Annotated in this window: 14 protein-coding genes; 9 read left to right on the top strand and 5 right to left on the bottom strand. The window is 71.0% G+C overall.

Features of this window, described 5'->3' with window-relative positions:
- Positions 1–215 precede the first annotated feature (215 nt).
- Positions 216–422, top strand: coding sequence for a cold-shock protein (locus FFS51_RS01185; RefSeq protein WP_045247932.1), 207 nt, complete (start codon positions 216–218; stop codon positions 420–422).
- A 58-nt stretch (positions 423–480) separates the two neighbouring features.
- Here the strand turns inward: FFS51_RS01185 and FFS51_RS01180 are convergent, their stop codons facing one another.
- The 3 genes from FFS51_RS01180 to nucS are packed head-to-tail and all read right to left on the bottom strand — an operon-like array spanning position 481 to position 4,010.
- Positions 481–2,553, bottom strand: coding sequence for a bifunctional lysylphosphatidylglycerol flippase/synthetase MprF (locus FFS51_RS01180; protein ID WP_137877245.1), 2,073 nt, complete (start codon positions 2,551–2,553; stop codon positions 481–483).
- A 41-nt stretch (positions 2,554–2,594) separates the two neighbouring features.
- Positions 2,595–3,263 (bottom strand): HAD hydrolase-like protein, encoded by a 669-nt coding sequence (locus FFS51_RS01175; protein ID WP_137877244.1) that lies wholly within the window; start codon positions 3,261–3,263, stop codon positions 2,595–2,597.
- A 51-nt stretch (positions 3,264–3,314) separates the two neighbouring features.
- Positions 3,315–4,010 (bottom strand): endonuclease NucS, encoded by a 696-nt coding sequence (gene nucS, locus FFS51_RS01165; protein WP_137877243.1) that lies wholly within the window; start codon positions 4,008–4,010, stop codon positions 3,315–3,317.
- A gap of 76 nt (positions 4,011–4,086) precedes the next feature.
- Here nucS and FFS51_RS01160 point away from each other — a divergent pair, with 76 nt between their 5' ends.
- A complete protein-coding gene (locus FFS51_RS01160; RefSeq protein ID WP_137877242.1) occupies positions 4,087–4,482 on the top strand; it encodes a VOC family protein in 396 nt (131 codons plus the stop codon).
- A gap of 8 nt (positions 4,483–4,490) precedes the next feature.
- On the opposite strand, the gene FFS51_RS01155 is transcribed toward FFS51_RS01160, so the two are convergent.
- The gene (locus tag FFS51_RS01155) at positions 4,491–5,735 is read right to left on the bottom strand and encodes an MFS transporter (protein WP_137877241.1); all 1,245 of its coding nucleotides are present in this window, start codon (positions 5,733–5,735) and stop codon (positions 4,491–4,493) included.
- A gap of 64 nt (positions 5,736–5,799) precedes the next feature.
- On the opposite strand from FFS51_RS01155, the gene FFS51_RS01150 reads away from it, so the two are divergent.
- The 7 genes from FFS51_RS01150 to mnhG all read left to right on the top strand — a co-directional run bounded on the left by FFS51_RS01150 (position 5,800) and on the right by mnhG (position 13,245).
- Positions 5,800–6,849, top strand: a complete 1,050-nt coding sequence (locus tag FFS51_RS01150; protein ID WP_045247937.1) for a LacI family DNA-binding transcriptional regulator — start codon at positions 5,800–5,802, stop codon at positions 6,847–6,849.
- A 122-nt stretch (positions 6,850–6,971) separates the two neighbouring features.
- Entirely contained in the window at positions 6,972–9,902 is a 2,931-nt protein-coding gene (locus FFS51_RS01145; protein WP_137877240.1) for a Na+/H+ antiporter subunit A, read from the top strand.
- Positions 9,899–10,444 carry a Na(+)/H(+) antiporter subunit C gene (locus FFS51_RS01140; RefSeq protein ID WP_045247939.1) on the top strand — a complete coding sequence of 182 codons (546 nt, stop codon included), beginning with the start codon at positions 9,899–9,901 and terminating at the stop codon, positions 10,442–10,444. Before FFS51_RS01145 ends, FFS51_RS01140 begins: the two co-directional genes overlap by 4 nt.
- Complete coding sequence (locus FFS51_RS01135; protein WP_045247940.1) at positions 10,441–12,015, top strand: Na+/H+ antiporter subunit D; 1,575 nt, start codon at positions 10,441–10,443, stop codon at positions 12,013–12,015. Before FFS51_RS01140 ends, FFS51_RS01135 begins: the two co-directional genes overlap by 4 nt.
- Positions 12,015–12,575, top strand: a complete 561-nt coding sequence (locus FFS51_RS01130) for a Na+/H+ antiporter subunit E (RefSeq protein ID WP_045247941.1) — start codon at positions 12,015–12,017, stop codon at positions 12,573–12,575. The genes FFS51_RS01135 and FFS51_RS01130 overlap by 1 nt, the downstream gene beginning before the upstream one ends.
- Positions 12,572–12,838, top strand: coding sequence for an MrpF/PhaF family protein (locus FFS51_RS01125; protein ID WP_045247942.1), 267 nt, complete (start codon positions 12,572–12,574; stop codon positions 12,836–12,838). The genes FFS51_RS01130 and FFS51_RS01125 overlap by 4 nt, the downstream gene beginning before the upstream one ends.
- Entirely contained in the window at positions 12,835–13,245 is a 411-nt protein-coding gene (mnhG, locus tag FFS51_RS01120) for a monovalent cation/H(+) antiporter subunit G (protein ID WP_045247943.1), read from the top strand. Before FFS51_RS01125 ends, mnhG begins: the two co-directional genes overlap by 4 nt.
- On the opposite strand, the gene FFS51_RS01115 is transcribed toward mnhG, so the two are convergent.
- On the bottom strand, positions 13,242–14,897 hold the full coding sequence (locus FFS51_RS01115) for an MFS transporter (RefSeq protein ID WP_249352614.1): 1,656 nt from the start codon (positions 14,895–14,897) through the stop codon (positions 13,242–13,244). The two genes, mnhG and FFS51_RS01115, sit on opposite strands and share 4 nt — an antisense overlap.
- Positions 14,898–14,910: the final 13 nt, after the last annotated feature.

The following is a 14,910-nucleotide window of genomic DNA, read 5'->3' as shown; positions in this document are numbered from 1 at the left end:
GCATATCCGGGGGGATCCGTCGACGCCCGGGCCTTGAGTTCACTCGGCCCGGGCGTCGTATGGGTTAAGGGCCCGATCGGGCGCTCGGGCGGGGTCCTCCCACGCAACGGTTGCGTTAACGATCTGCGATCGCCCTCGCCCCGAGCCGTGATGCCCGCTAGCGTGAAGCGAACACCGGTGCACTGGGCGCCGGTTGCAGTAGAGAACGGCAGTTCATGAGCACGACGGGTACGGTCAAGTGGTTCAACTCGGAGAAAGGTTTCGGTTTCATCGCTCCTGATGAGGGCGGCGCCGACGTCTTCGCGCACTACTCGGCCATTCAGGGAAACGGATACCGCTCGCTCGAAGAGAACCAGCGGGTCGAGTTCGAGGTCGAACAGGGTCCCAAGGGACTGCAGGCGGCGAGCATTCGCGCGCTCTGACCGAAGCGTTCGAGGGGACGGGATGCCGCGGCATCCCGTCCCCTCGTCATGTTCGGGCTCAGCCGGCGCGCACGACGTCCACCCCCGCCGCCGCGAGCTGACGCAGCGTCGCAGTCGGCAGGAACGCGCGCACGAGGGCGAGACCGATGCGGGTGAGGTCGCTCTCGTCGCGGTAGAGCAGGTAGAGCGGCTCGTGGCGGGGATGGAACTTCTGCTTGAAGCGTTGCAGAGAGCGGAATCCGTAGACGGGCTCGAGCGATTCGGCCAGCCGGTCGCCCAGCGCGGCGAGGCCGCCGGCCTCCTGCGGGAGATCGTGGGCCAGCGGCGCACCCGACAGCGACATGAACTCGGCGCCCTCCGCCTCGAACTGCTGCGCGGAGGATCCGATGAGGAACTCCATCACCGAGGGGAAGCCGCCCTCGCGGCGGCGCATGAGGTCGAGCGTCCACCCGCGAACCACACCCTGAGCGCCGTACACCGGCAGCCAGGACAAGAAGCCGTCGACATCGCCCGACGGTGTCACGGCCAGGGCGATCCGCACCTCCGGATCGGCGGCCTCGATGAGGCTGCCGAGGGTGAAGCCCATCTCGGGCAGGTCCTTGTCGCCGAGCCACTCCTCGGAGATCGCACGGATCTGCTGGCGCACGCCCCAGGACTCGTGCACGAGGTGCGTCATGCGGAACTCGACCTGCTCGCGGTCGGCACGGTTGAGGGACGTGCGCACCGAGTTCCACTTCTTGCCCGTGAACTGCAGCCCCGGAAGATCGACGATCGTGTCGGCGGCGACCACCAGGCTCCTCCAGCTGGGCGGGAGCAGCGCGCGGGTCGACTCGCTCGCGCTGAAGAAGCACGGCACGAGACCGGCGTGCTCCGCACCGTCGACGAACGCGTCGACCACACCCGGGGCGTCGCTCGGCGGGCCGAACGGATCGCCGAGCGCCAGGGCCACTCCGTTGCGCCGCTGGTAGGTGAGCATCCCGCCCGCCGCCGTGCGCACCGTCGAGTTGGCGTCCCACGTGGCCATCCATGACAGAGTGCCGCCGCCGTCCCGATGAAGGGTGCGTCGCACCTCCGCCCGCGTGGGCGGAGGCAGGGCCGACAGGCGGGTGCCGCGCCCCGCGCGGAACGCACGCCGCTCGATGAGCAGGTAGACGAGGAGCAACGCCCACAGCACCCCGCTCACAATCGTCAGGGCGGGATCGCCGGAGATCGCGTCCGTCACCTCGCTCCACCCGACCAGTTCGGCACCGATGAGCACGAAGACCACGGCGAGGATGTTGCCGCCCGCGAAGACCGCGGCGACCCACCACGTCCAGCGCCGGCCGCGCAGCAGGCCGCGAGCGATCAGCACGATCACCACGACATCGACCGTCACATCGAGGATCGGACCGGGGTCCGGCGTCGTACTGCCGAACATGCCCGCCGTCGGCACCACGAGAACGATGATCTCGAGCGCCCCGAGCGCCAGGACGGCGACGAAGGCGATGAAGCGCTTCTCGCGCAGCGACGCCTTGCGCAGGCGCAGCGACCGGTCGACGATCAGCACGCCGATGACCGACACGGCGTGCTCGAGATCGCCGAGGTTGCCCCAGAAGACCATCGTCACACCTACGAAGGCGAGCAGCACGAGCCAGGCGCGCACCCGCCAGGGCGGGCGGAAGAGCCCGACGGCTGCCGCGATGCACGCCATCGTGCCGCCCGAGGGGCCGACGTCGAGGTGATGCGACTGCGCCACGGCCCACGGCCACCCGGTCATCGCGAGCAGCCACACGATGAGAGCCGCGACCAGCACGGTGCCGATCTGGCCGATGACGAAGTATCGGGTCGCGACCTTCCACCCGCGGTGGAACTCGAGGTACGCCATGCCGGCGAAGCTCACGATCACGACCGGGTAGAGGATCGGCGAGTGCACGAGCAGTGCACCGGTGACGGGCGTCCACCAGTGCCCCTCGAGGAGCGAGGGCAGGCCGTAGGCCAGGTAGCGCCAGGCATGGTTCTCGCGCAGCGGGAACCAGAGCGCGGCGCTCACGAGTCCGGCCACGAGCACCAGACCGAGGGTGATGAGCGTCGCCGGGATGCGCGCGACGACGGTGATCACCGGATGCCTCGTCGGAGCCGCCGCATCCGTCATGTCGGCCAGCCTACCGACCGGGTCGCCGGTCGACGAGGGGTTCAGGCGGCCGGCAGCACGAGTGCGCGCAGCGCCTCGATGTCAGCCGCCTCGGCGACCGCGCCCTCGGCCTCGCCCGGGCTGCTGAAGCCCCAGTCGACGAAGATCACGGGCACGCCGCGCTCGGTGCCGCCCTCGACGTCGTGGTGGCGGTCGCCGATGAGCACGGGACGCGAGACGTCGATACCCTGGGCCTCGAGGCGGCGGAGGGCCTCGGCGACGATGTCGGCCTTGCGGCCGAGCGTGCGCTCATCGGCGGTGGCACCGGTGATCGAGGCGAACAGCGGCGCGAGCTCGAAGTGCTCGAGGATCGCCTTCACCTGCACCTCGGGCTTGGAGCTCGCCGTGGCCTGCGGCACGCCGCGGTCGTGCAGCTCGTGGATGAGGTCGGCGACCCCCGGGTACAGCCGCACGTCGGTGGTGTAGCCGTCGGCCTTGCCGAGCTCGCGGTAGTGCGCGACGGCCTTCTCTGCGTCCTCCGGGCTCAGGTGCGCCTGCGTCTGGAAGGACTCGAACATCGGCGGGCCGATCCAGTGGGTGAGCTCCGCCTCAGTGGGGGCGGGCAGCCCGAGACGCTCGAGCGAGATCGTCAGCCGACGGAGGATTCCGACCGAGGCGTCGACGATCGTGCCGTCGACGTCCCAGAGGACGCAGGTGTAGGGGAGGGACACCCCTTAACGGTAGTCGTCGCCGACGGCACGGGATGCCGCGGCATCCGGTCGTCAGAAGAGCCGGGGTGCGCCCGACTCGACGCCCTTCATGCCGTCGTAGTCGAGGGTCACGCAGCGGATCCCGCGGTCGCCGGCGAGCACCCGCGCCTGCGGCTTGATCTCCTGCGCGGCGAAGACGCCGGTGACCGGCGCGAGGTGGGGGTCGCGACCCAGGAGCTCCAGGTAGCGGGTGAGCTGCTCGACGCCGTCGATGTCGCCGCGGCGCTTCACCTCGACGGCGATCGTGCCGCCCTCGGGGTTGCGCAGCAGCAGGTCGACCGGGCCGATCGCAGTGGGGAACTCGCGCCGCACCAGGGTGAGTCCCTCGCCGATCACGTCGACCTGCTCGGCGAGCAGGCGCTGCAGGTCGGCCTCGACGCCGTCCTTCTGCAGGCCCGGGTCGATGCCGAGCTCGTGGGACGAGTCGTGCAGCACCTCGTAGAGCTTCACGACGAGCGCGTCGCCGGACTTCTGGTGGGTCACGCGCCACTGCTCGATGACACCGGATGCCGCGGCATCCTCATCGACCTCTTCGACCGCGAGCGAGCACGGCGGGCTCATCCAGTTGAGCGGCTTGTAGCTGCCGCCGTCGGAGTGCACGAGCAGCGAGCCGTCGCCCTTGTGTACGAGGAGCCGGGTGGCCAGCGGCAGATGGGCGTTGAGGCGCCCCGAGTAGTCCACGGAGCAGCGGGCGATGACGAGACGCACCCGACCACGGTACCGGCGCCCGCCCCGCCCCGGCGACGCCGTTGACGCGCTCGCCGCCGCGCGCGACGATCGGGCCATGAGCATCTTGGTGAACTTCCCCGTCGCGGACGTCGCACGCTCCGCCGCCTTCTACTCGACGCTCGGCTGGAGCGCCGTCGCCGAGTTCACCAACGAGAACGCCGCCTGCTTCCGCATCGACGGCGACACGCACATCATGGCCATCAGCCGCAGCTTCTACGAGAGCCTCGGCGGCACCGAGGAGCTCGTGGGCGGGCCGGGCACCCCGTCGCCGGTGACGGTCGCCTTCAGCGTGCCGACGCGCGACGCCGTCGATGCGCTCGCCGTCGCCGCCGAGTCCGCCGGGGGCCGCCTCGGCGACACCGACGAGTACGGCTTCATGTACCAGCGACAGTTCGACGACCCCGACGGCTACCACTTCTCGCCGTTCTGGGCCGACCTCGACGCCGGCTGAGCGCCGCCTCAGGCGTCGGTGGATGCCGCGGCCCCCCGCGGTGCGGACGCCACCGGCGTGAGCGGCTTCGCGGCGCCCGATGCGAGACCCGAGGCGACGACCAGCACCACGAGCACGAGCAGCGTGGGGAGCAGCCCGATGTGCTCGGCGAGGAAGCCGAGCAGCGGCGGTCCGGCGAGGAACGCGACGTAGCCGATCGTCGCTGCGGCGCTCACCCGGGCGGCCGCGCGCGCGGGATCGTCGGCCGCGGCGGACATGCCGAGCGGGAAGCCCATCGACACCCCCGCGCCCCACAGGAACGCGCCGACGAAGATGAGCGGCAGGTTCGGGGCGAAGACGAACAGGATCATGCCGACCGTCGCGGTCGTCGCGAGGATGCGCAGGGTCGTGACGCGGCCGATGCGGTCGACGAGCGGGCCACCGAGCACGCGCGCGGCGGTCATGCTCACCGAGAACACGGCGAGGCCGATCGCCCCGGCCGCCTCGCCTTGGCGATGCCCCTCGCTCACGCTGAGTGCGAGCCAGTCGTTCGCGCCGCCCTCGGCGAAGGCCATGCCGAGCATGACCACGCCGATCGCGTACGTGCGCGGCTCGCGCCAGGCCGAGAGCGAGATGCGGAGACGCTCCCGCCACGGGGTGCGCTGGGTCGCGGGTGCGGCGTCGGCGGGGATGTGTGCCGGAACCTGGCTCGCGGCGATCAGCCCGGCCACGACGAGGGTGACGGCGATCACGGCGGCGTGCGTGAACACGTCGAACCCGAGCGCGACAGCGAGGGCGCCGAGGCTCGCCCCGATGACGGTGCCGAAGCTGAAGAACGCGTGGAACAGCGGCAGGATCGTCGTGCCCTGCTGCTTCTCGATCGCGGCCCCTTCGACGTTCATCGTGACGTCGACGGCGCCGTTGCCGAGCCCGAACAGCACGAGCCCGGCGAGCACCACGGCGTAGCTGTGCACGAGGTCCGTGCCGACGCCGATCACGAGCACGCCCGCGGCGAACACGGCGATCGCCGCGATGATCGTGCGCCGCGCGCCGATCCGCGTGAACACGATCGGGGCGAGGGAGAGGCCCGCGACGGACGCGATTCCGGCGCCGAGCAGCAGCAGACCGATCTCGAGCTGCGAGATGCCGAGTGCCGCCTTGATCGCGGGCACGCGCGACGCCCAGGTGGCGATGCTGAGCCCGGAGAGCGCGAACACGACGAAGATCGCGGCGCGCCAGCGCACGAAGGCGCGGCGGTCGGTCGAGTGGAGCATGCAGCACACCCTAATCGAATCGATTCGACACACCAAGCCTCCGACGGGTTAGCATCGGTGCAACATGAGCGCACGCCGAGCCACCATCGCCGACGTCGCCCGCGAGGCGGGGGTGTCGCCGTCGACCGCGTCGGTCGTGTTCAGCGGCAAGACCCAGGTGACGGATGCCACGCGCCAACGCGTGCTCGCCGCGGCATCCGCCCTCGGCTACACCGGCCCCGACCCCCGCGCCGCCTCGCTGCGTCGCGGGCGCAGCGGCATCATCGGCGTCGTGCTCGGCGGACGCCTGCGCTCGGCGTTCCTCGACCCCGTCACGACCGTCGTGCTCGACGGCATCTCCGAGGGCATCGCCCCACTCGACGCGGCGATCCTCTTGCTGCGCGACGACGCGACCGAGACCGGGCCGTCGCTCATGACCGCGCCCATCGACGGAGCCGTGCTCCTCGGGTGCAGCGCGCACATGCGCTCGTCGCTGGACGATGTGCGTGGGCGTGGCATCCCGGTCGTCGTCATCGAGGGCGATGCGGGCGAGGGGGTGCCGCAGATCGGACTCGACAACGAGGCCGCGCAGCGGCACATCGCGGAGTACACGAAGGGTCTCGGACACGAACGGGTCGTGCACGTGACGATGGCGTTCGACGCGTCGACCCGCGCCGGCTGGGCTCCGTCGGTCGACCTCGACGCGATCACTGTCGACGTCACCCGCGACCGACTGCGCGGCGCCCTCGAGGTGTATCCGGATGCCCCGATCTACCACGCCACCGGAAGTCTCATCGACGAGGGGTACGCCGCCGGCCAGGCCATCCTCGCGCTCGATCCGCGGCCCACGGCGGCCATCGCGCAGACCGACCTGCTCGCCGTCGGCATCGTGCGCGCGGCCCTCGACGCGGGCGTGCGGGTGCCCGAGGACTTCAGCGTCACCGGATTCGACGGCATCCGCGCCGACGGCATCGCCCCCCACCGCCTGACGACCATGGCGCAGCCCGCCGCCGACAAGGGCAGGGCTGCCGGCGAGGTGCTCGCCGCCCTCATCCAGGGGACGCCCACGTCGGGGGTCGACTTCGCAAGCCGCTTCCGCGAGGGCAACACCACCGGTCCCGCGCCGCAGGCATAGGCACGCCCGTCTGGGCGAACGCCGCACGCCTCCTATGGGCCGCCCGATAGACTGAGGGCCCGAACCCCGATCGCCTGGGCGCTCCCTCGTTGAGCCCGGCCCGACGACCCCGAGGAGGCCTCGTGCTGGTCCTTCTCGCTGCGTTCGCCCTCCTGCCCCTGCTGCTGCCGTGGCTCGTCTCCCGCATCGGCTCGCGCGCGTTCTTCGTCGCCGCGGCCCTTCCCGTGCTGGCGTTCGTGCACACCGTGTCGCTGTTCCCCCTGGTCGGCACCGACACCCCGCCGACCGAGACACTCGAGTGGATTCCGAGTCTCGACATCTCGCTCACGATGCGCATGGACACCCTCGCCTGGGTGATGGCGCTCGTGGTCACCGGCGTCGGCGCGCTCGTGCTGCTCTACTGCCGCTGGTACTTCGCGGGCAAGACACAGGGCGTCGGGCTCTTCGCCGCGGTGCTGCTCGCGTTCGCCGGGGCCATGTACGGACTGGTGCTGACCGACGACATCGTCGTGCTGGTGATGCTGTGGGAGATCACGAGCATCCTGTCGTACCTGCTCATCGGCTACTACCGCGCGCGCGGCGCGAGCCGTCGCGCGGCGTTGCAGGCACTGCTCGTCACGACCCTCGGCGGCCTCATCATGCTCATCGGCGTGGTGCTGCTCGTGGTGCACGCGGGCACGACGAGCATCGCGGGGATCCTCGCGGCGGCGCCCACCGGCCCGGTCGTCGACGCGGCGCTCGTGCTGATCCTCGTGGGCGCGCTGTCGAAGTCGGCGATCTTCCCGTTCCACTTCTGGCTTCCGGGCGCGATGGCCGCACCGACCCCCGTGAGCGCCTACCTGCACGCCGCCGCCATGGTGAAGGCGGGCATCTACCTCATCGCGCGCCTGGCCCCCGTGTTCGCCATCGACCCGACCTGGCGGCCAATCGTCATCGGCCTCGGTGCGTTCACGATGCTGCTCGGCGGCATCCAGGCGCTGCGCGAGTACGACCTCAAGCGCATCCTCGCCTTCGGCACCGTCAGCCAGCTGGGATTCCTCGCGATCGTGCTCGGCTACGGCACCCGTGACGCCGCGCTCGCCGGCCTCGCGCTGCTCATCAGCCACGCCCTGTTCAAGTCGGCGCTGTTCCTCGTGGTCGGCATCGTCGACCGGCAGCTGTCGACCCGTGACATCCGCGAACTCTCGGGCGTCGGCCGGCAGGCGCCGGTGCTCGCCGCCGCCGCCATCATCTCCGTGTGCTCGATGGCCGGTGTCATCCCCACGATCGGGTTCGTCGCGAAGGAGTCGGTGCTCGCCGCGTTCCTCGAGCAGGCCAGCGAAGGGGCCCCCTGGGCGAGCGTCGGGCTCGTCGCCATCGTGCTCGGGTCGGTGCTGACCGCCGCGTACGGCATCCGGTTCGTCTGGGGTGCGTTCTTCACGAAGAAGGATGCCGCGGGCTCCCCGCGTCCGCGCACCGAGTGGCCCTCTCCCCCGTTCGGGTTCTCGTTCGCACCGGTCGCCCTCGCGGTGCTCACGCTCGTGCTGGGGGCCGCGGCATCCGTTGTGGATGGCGCTCTCGCCCCCTACGCGGCGACCGTTCCAGCCGGTGCGGAGGGCGTCGGCGACCACACCAAGGCCGCGCACCTGGCCCTCTGGCACGGGTTCGAGCCCGCGCTGTGGATCTCGCTCGGCTCCCTCGCGGTCGGCGCGCTCGTCTTCTGGCTCGCGCTGCGCGTCGGCTGGGCCGAGCGTCGTCGCGTGCTGCCGTTCACCGCCGTCGACGTCTACAACGCGGCGCTGCGCGGGGTGATCCGGCTCGCCGTCTCCTCGACCACGCTCACCCAGCGTGGATCCCTGCCCCTGCACCTCGGCGTGATCTTCTCCGTGTTCGTCGTCGCCGAGGGCACCGCGCTGCTCGCGAGCCCCTCGTGGCAGGCTCAGCTGGATGCGTGGCACACGCCCGCGCAGCTCGCCGTGGCCCCCGTCATGATCGTCGCCGGCATCCTCGCGGTGCGCGCCCAGAAGCGCTACACCGGCGTCGTACTCGTCTCGGTCACCGGACTCGGCATGGTGGTGCTGTTCGCCACGAGCGGGGCGCCCGACCTCGCACTCACGCAGATCCTCGTCGAGACCGTGACGCTCGTCGCGTTCGCCCTCGTGCTGCGCCGCATCCCCTCGCGGCTCGGAGACCACAACGCGTCGGTCGCGCCCATCGGTCGGGCGGTGCTCGCGATCGCGGTGGGTGCGACGATGGCCCTCGTCGCGATCGTCGCGACGGGAGCCCGCACCCTGCCGCCGATCTCGCTCGACTTCCCGGCGCTCGCCTACCAGATCGGGCACGGCAAGAACGTCGTGAACGTCGCCCTCGTCGACCTGCGCGGGTGGGACACGATGGGCGAGCTGTCGGTGCTCGTGCTCGCCGCGACCGGCGTCGCCTCGCTCGTGTTCGTCACGCACCGCGCCGACAACCTGTCGTCGCTCACCCGGCCCATCCCCCGCCAGACCGGACGCCGCGTGCTCGTCGAGACCGACGAGGGACTGCGCCCCGCGGCATCCAGCGACTCGACCCGTCGCGCCTGGCTGTACGCCGGTCAGAGGGTGCGCGCCGAGAACCGCTCGATCATGCTCGAGGTGATCGTGCGGGTGCTGTTCCATTCGATCATCGTCGTGTCGATCTACCTGCTCTTCGCCGGCCACAACCTTCCCGGCGGCGGCTTCGCCGGCGGCCTCGTCGCGGGCATGGCCCTGGTCATGCGCTACATCGCGGGCGGCCGCTACGAGCTCGGCGCCGCCGCGCCGACCGACGCCGGACGCCTGCTCGGCGTCGGCATGACCCTCGCGGTCGCCTGCGCGATCGTGCCGCTGCTGTTCGGTGTGGCCCCGCTGACCAGCGGCATCGTCGAGGCCGATATCCCCGTCATCGGGCACATCGAGTTCGTGACGTCGACCATCTTCGACATCGGGGTCTACCTCGTGGTCATCGGGCTCGTGCTCGACGTGCTGCGCAGCCTCGGCGCCGAGGTCGACCGTCAGACGCAGGAGCTTCGTGCCCGGGGGGTGAGCGTGCAATGAGCGTCTCGGTCGTGCTCATCGTCGTGATGGCGGCGCTGTTCGCCTGCGGCGTCTACGCCATGCTCGAGCGCTCGCTCACGCGCGTGCTGATCGGCTTCCTGCTGCTCGGCAACGGCGCGAACCTGCTGCTGCTGATCGTGCTCGGCAAGCCCGGCGTCGCCCCCTTCTTCGGGTCTGCCGAGGATGCCGCGTCCTTCTCGGATCCGCTGCCGCAGGCCCTCTCGCTCACCGCCATCGTCATCACGTTCGCGGTCTCGGCGTTCCTGCTGGCGCTGATCTACCGCTCGTGGCAGTTGGGCCAGGCCGACACCGTCGAGGACGACGAGGCCGACGTCGCGCTGCGCGAACGGGCCGCCGAGCCGGCCGACGCTCTCGAGACGGAGGACGAGATCACCGAGCAGGACGACGACGCCACGACCGACTTCGTCGACTCGGAGGTCGCCCCGATCACCGTGCTCTCGAGCCTCGACTTCGATGCACTCGCCGACGACGCGCCGACCGACCGGCCCACCGGTGACGGACGACGGGGGGATGACTCGTGAGCTCCCTCGTCCCCCTGCTGACCACGCTGCCGCTGCTCGGCGCGGCCGTCGCGCTCATCTTCGGTCGTCGTCGGCGCGTGCAGGTGTGGGTGTCGATCGTCACACTGACCGCGGTGCTCGTCATCGCGTCGGTGCTGCTGGTCTACGTCGACGCCCACGCCCCGCTCGCCGTCGCGGTCGCCGGGTGGCCGGTGCCGTTCGGCATCGTGCTGTACGTCGACACCCTCGCAGCGCTGCTCGTGGTGATCTCCAGCATCGTGCTGCTCGCGGTGCTGCTGTTTTCGGTCGGCCAGGGCGCTGCCGACGGCGACGAGGACACCCCGGTCTCGATCTTCCACCCCTCGTATCTGATCCTCGCGGCGGGCATCTACACCGCGTTCATCGCGGGCGACCTCTTCAACCTCTACGTCGGATTCGAGATCCTGCTGGTCGCGTCGTACGTGCTCATCACGCTCGGCGGCACCGAGGCGCGCATCCGCTCGGGCGTCGTGTACATCGTCGTCTCGCTCGTCTCCTCGGTGCTGTTCCTCTCGGCGATCGCGGCCATCTACGCGGCGCTCGGCACGGTGAACATGGCGCAGATCGCCGAGCGCATGGCGCTGCAGCCGCCCTCCGTGCAGCTCGTGCTGCATCTCATGCTGCTGCTCGCCTTCGGCATCAAGGCGGCCGTGTTCCCACTCTCCTTCTGGCTGCCCGACTCGTACCCGACCGCCCCCGCCCCTGTCACGGCGGTGTTCGCGGGCCTGCTGACCAAGGTCGGCGTGTACGCGATCATCCGCACCGAGACGCAGCTGTTCCCCGACAGCAACATCAACACGCTGCTGCTGATCGTCTCGCTTGCGACGATGATCGTCGGCATCCTCGGCGCCGTCGCCCAGGCCGAGCTCAAACGCATCCTGTCGTTCACACTCGTCAGCCATGTCGGCTACATGATCTTCGGGCTGGCGATCGCGACGCCGGCGGCCATCGGCGCGACCGTGTACTACATGGTGCATCACATCGTCGTGCAGACGACGCTGTTCCTCGCGGTCGGACTGATCGAGCGCCGGGCCGGCACGACGTCGATCCTGAAGCTCAAGGGCCTCATGACGGGGGCGCCGCTGATCGCGCTGCTCTACTTCATCCCGGCGATCAACCTCGGCGGTCTGCCACCGTTCTCGGGCTTCATCGGCAAGTTCGCGCTCTTCGACGCCGCCGCGCAGGTCGGCACGCCTCTCATGATCGTGCTCATCGTGGGTGGGGTCATCACGTCGCTGCTCACCCTGTACACGCTCATGCGCGCGTGGAACCTCGGCTTCTGGCGGGAGAGCACCTCGGCCGAAGAGCCCGAGGTCGAAGACCGCATCCGCTTCCTCGGGTCGGCGCCGGCTGCAGCCGTCCAGACCGAGCGCCGCGTCATCCCCAAGGTCATGACCGCCTCGACCGCCGGGCTCGTGGTGGTCACGATCGCGCTCACCGTGTTCGCCGGACCCCTGTTCGACCTGTGCGCGCGCATCGGCGCTCAGCTGAGCGAGCCGGTGCACGTCGCCCAGGTGATCAGCGACACGACGACCGGCGAGGGGGGCCACTGATGGTGCGTCGCTCCGCCGCCGCGCGCGCGTGGCGCCAGCTGCCGTTCTTCATCTGGCTCGTGCTGCTGTGGATGCTGCTCTGGGGCCAGTTCACGGTGCTCGCTGCGCTCACCGGAATCGTGGTCGCCCTGATCGTCACGCGCGTGTTCCGGCTGCCGCCGGTCGAGCTGTCGGGCCGGCTGCATCCGTGGCACGCGCTCGTCTTCGTGGTCATGTTCGCGTTCGCGGTCGTGCGCGGCTCGCTGTCGGTCGCCTGGATCGTGCTCGACGTGCGCCGCCAGCCGCGCAACGCGGTCATCGCGGTGCCACTGCGGGTCGACGACGACCTCATCATGACCCACACCGCCGTCACGTCCTCGCTCATCCCGGGGTCGCTGCTGATCGACATCGATCGCGACCGGCGGGTGCTCTACCTGCACGTGATCGGCGTGCGCAGCGCGGAGGACACCGAGCGCCAGCGACGCACGGTGCTCGCGTGGGAACGTCGCGTCGTGCAGGCGTTCGGATCGCGCGCCCAGGTGAAGACAGTGACGGATGCCGCGGCGGGAGGAGCCTCGTGAACCCCCTGCTCGTCGCGATCTACATCGTGTTCGCGCTCGCCGCGCTTCTCACGCTGTGGCGCATCGTGAAGGGCCCGTCGATCCTCGACCGGGCCGTGGCATCCGATGTGCTCCTCACCGAGGTGATGTGCGTGCTCGGCGCCGACATGGCGATCAACCACCACACCCGCACGCTGCCGGTGCTGCTGTGCCTCGCGGCGATCGGTGTGTTCGGGTCGGTCGCGATCGCGCGGTTCGTCGCGAGAAGAGAGGATCGGCGATGACCATCGACAGCGTGCTCGACACGGCCTCGCTCGTGCTGATCCTCATCGGCGCCCTGCTGTGCCTCACGGCAGCCATCGGCGTCGTGAGGCTGCGCGACGTCCCCGGGCGCCTGCACGCGGCGACGAAGCCGCAGGTGCTCGGACTCGTGCTCATCTGCCTGGCGATCGCGCTGTCGCTGCGGTCGTGGCCGGTGGTGGCGTTCCTCGTGCCCGTCGTGATGTTCCAGCTCGCGACCGCCCCGCTGTCGGCCCACATGGTCGGTCGTCAGGCCTACCGCAACGGCTCGTTCGACGCCGACACCCTCGTGGTCGACGAGCTCGCCGGACGCGACGTCGACGAAGCCTCGACGATCGACCGCGAGGCCGCCGGCGGCGCCGGCCCCCAGGAGCCCGGCCCGTCGCGTTAGGCGCCGGGCTGCGGCATCCGCTCGTCGTCGGCGCGGTAGCGCTCGTGCAGGCGCGCCTCGCCCCGGCGGTCGGGAATGCCGAAGCGCACGACGAGGGCGCCGGCGACGAGCACGATCGCGCCGACGAGGTAGGCGGCCCACGCCCCGGCCGCCAGCGACTCGCGCGCGGCCGCGAGGATCTGGCCCGCATCCGCCGGATAGGCCTGGGCGACATGGGCCGCGGAGGCGAACGACGCCTGCAGCGCCGCCGTCACCTCGGCGCCGATCTCCCCCGCGCGCCCCGAGTCGGCGATGTGGCGGGAGACGGCGCCCGCGAACCCCGCAGCGAGGATCGCACCGAGAAGCGCCTGCATGATCGACCCGCCGAGGTCGCCCTGCAGATCGGATGCCGCGGAGGCCATGCCGACGCGTCGAACGGGCGTCGATCCGGTCAGTGAGCGCGACGACGCGGTCATCACGAACGCGGCTCCCGCGCCGACGAAGAGGAAGCCGACGCCGACGAGCGCGTAGGGCGTGCTCTCGCGCCAGCCGAGCATCGTCAGGAACGCGGCGAGGATGATCGCGTAGCCGAGAAGCATCGCCCACCGGGTGCCGCGCGTGCCGACCAGCCGAGCGGCGAACGGCACCGCGATCAGCAGGCCGACGGCGGCGGGGATGACGGCGGCGCCGGCCTTCAAAGGGTCGTAGCCGAGCACGTTCTGCAGGAACTGTTCACCGACGAAGATCGCACCCAGCAGCGCACCGAACGCGATGGTGCCGGCGACGGCAGGCGCCCAGAACAGGCGTCGCCGGGCGATGTGCAGGTCGAACAGGGGGAAGCGGGTACGACGCTGCCGCCACCCGAACCCGCCGATCGCGACGACGGCGACGAGCACCAGCACGATGCCCGGCACCTGCTCGCCCGGATCGAAGACGATCCCGATGCCGAGCACGAGCGCACCGACGCCGACCACGGACAACACGCCGCCGATGTGATCGACGGGCTCCTCGGACTCCGCGACGCGGGAGGGCACGGCCCACGCGACCAGCACCGCGGCGACGAGCGCGAGGGGGATCGCCATGAGGAACGACGGGCGCCAGCCGGCATCCGTCAGCACGATACCGGCGAGCACCGAGCCGCCGACGCTCGCCATCGCGCTCACGCTGGACCACAGCGCGATCGCGCGGGTGCGCGCCGGTCCGTCGGCCCAGAGGGCGGTGATCAGCGACAGGGTCGTCGGGTAGGCGGCGCCGGCCGCGAGCCCCGTGAACACCCGCGCGAGCACGAGCGCCTCCACAGAGGACGCCGCAGCCGACGCGACGCTCGCGACCACCGTGAGCGAGAGACCGATGAGCAGGAGCCGCTTGCGGCCGTAGCGGTCGGCGACGGCGCCGAGGTAGAGCACCGACATCGCCAACCCCAGCCCGTTGCCGATGCCGACGAGGTTCAGGGCCGTCTGGGACGCCCCGAACGCGTCGCCGATCGACGGCAGCGCCACCGTCGCCGCGGCGACATTGATGTTGCAGACGACGGCGGCGAGCACCAATGCCGTGAGCACGATGCCCGCCCGGGCCGGTGTCGCAGGGCGGGGGGAGGCGGCATCCAACGTGGCGTCCCCTCTCGCGTCGGCATCGGCGTCGACCGAGCGGCCCGCGGGCGGCGGGCGCGGCAACGCGCTGGTGGTC

This window comes from Microbacterium sp. 4NA327F11, assembly GCF_005503465.1.
GTDB lineage: Bacteria > Actinomycetota > Actinomycetes > Actinomycetales > Microbacteriaceae > Microbacterium > Microbacterium ginsengisoli.
Note: the sequence above shows the minus strand (reverse complement) of the source record. Positions and strands in the feature narration are given on the sequence as shown.

Bases quoted from the DNA above. Each gene is read 5' to 3' on its own strand.
- FFS51_RS01130 (WP_045247941.1), top strand. From the start codon at position 12,015: ATGGTGCGTCGCTCCGCCGCCGCGCGCGCGTGGCGCCAGCTGCCGTTC.
- FFS51_RS01185 (WP_045247932.1), top strand. From the start codon at position 216: ATGAGCACGACGGGTACGGTCAAGTGGTTCAACTCGGAGAAAGGTTTC.
- FFS51_RS01150 (WP_045247937.1), top strand. From the start codon at position 5,800: ATGAGCGCACGCCGAGCCACCATCGCCGACGTCGCCCGCGAGGCGGGG.
- mnhG (WP_045247943.1), top strand. From the start codon at position 12,835: ATGACCATCGACAGCGTGCTCGACACGGCCTCGCTCGTGCTGATCCTC.
- FFS51_RS01180 (WP_137877245.1), bottom strand. From the start codon at position 2,553: ATGACGGATGCGGCGGCTCCGACGAGGCATCCGGTGATCACCGTCGTC.
- FFS51_RS01160 (WP_137877242.1), top strand. From the start codon at position 4,087: ATGAGCATCTTGGTGAACTTCCCCGTCGCGGACGTCGCACGCTCCGCC.
- FFS51_RS01140 (WP_045247939.1), top strand. From the start codon at position 9,899: ATGAGCGTCTCGGTCGTGCTCATCGTCGTGATGGCGGCGCTGTTCGCC.
- FFS51_RS01155 (WP_137877241.1), bottom strand. From the start codon at position 5,735: ATGCTCCACTCGACCGACCGCCGCGCCTTCGTGCGCTGGCGCGCCGCG.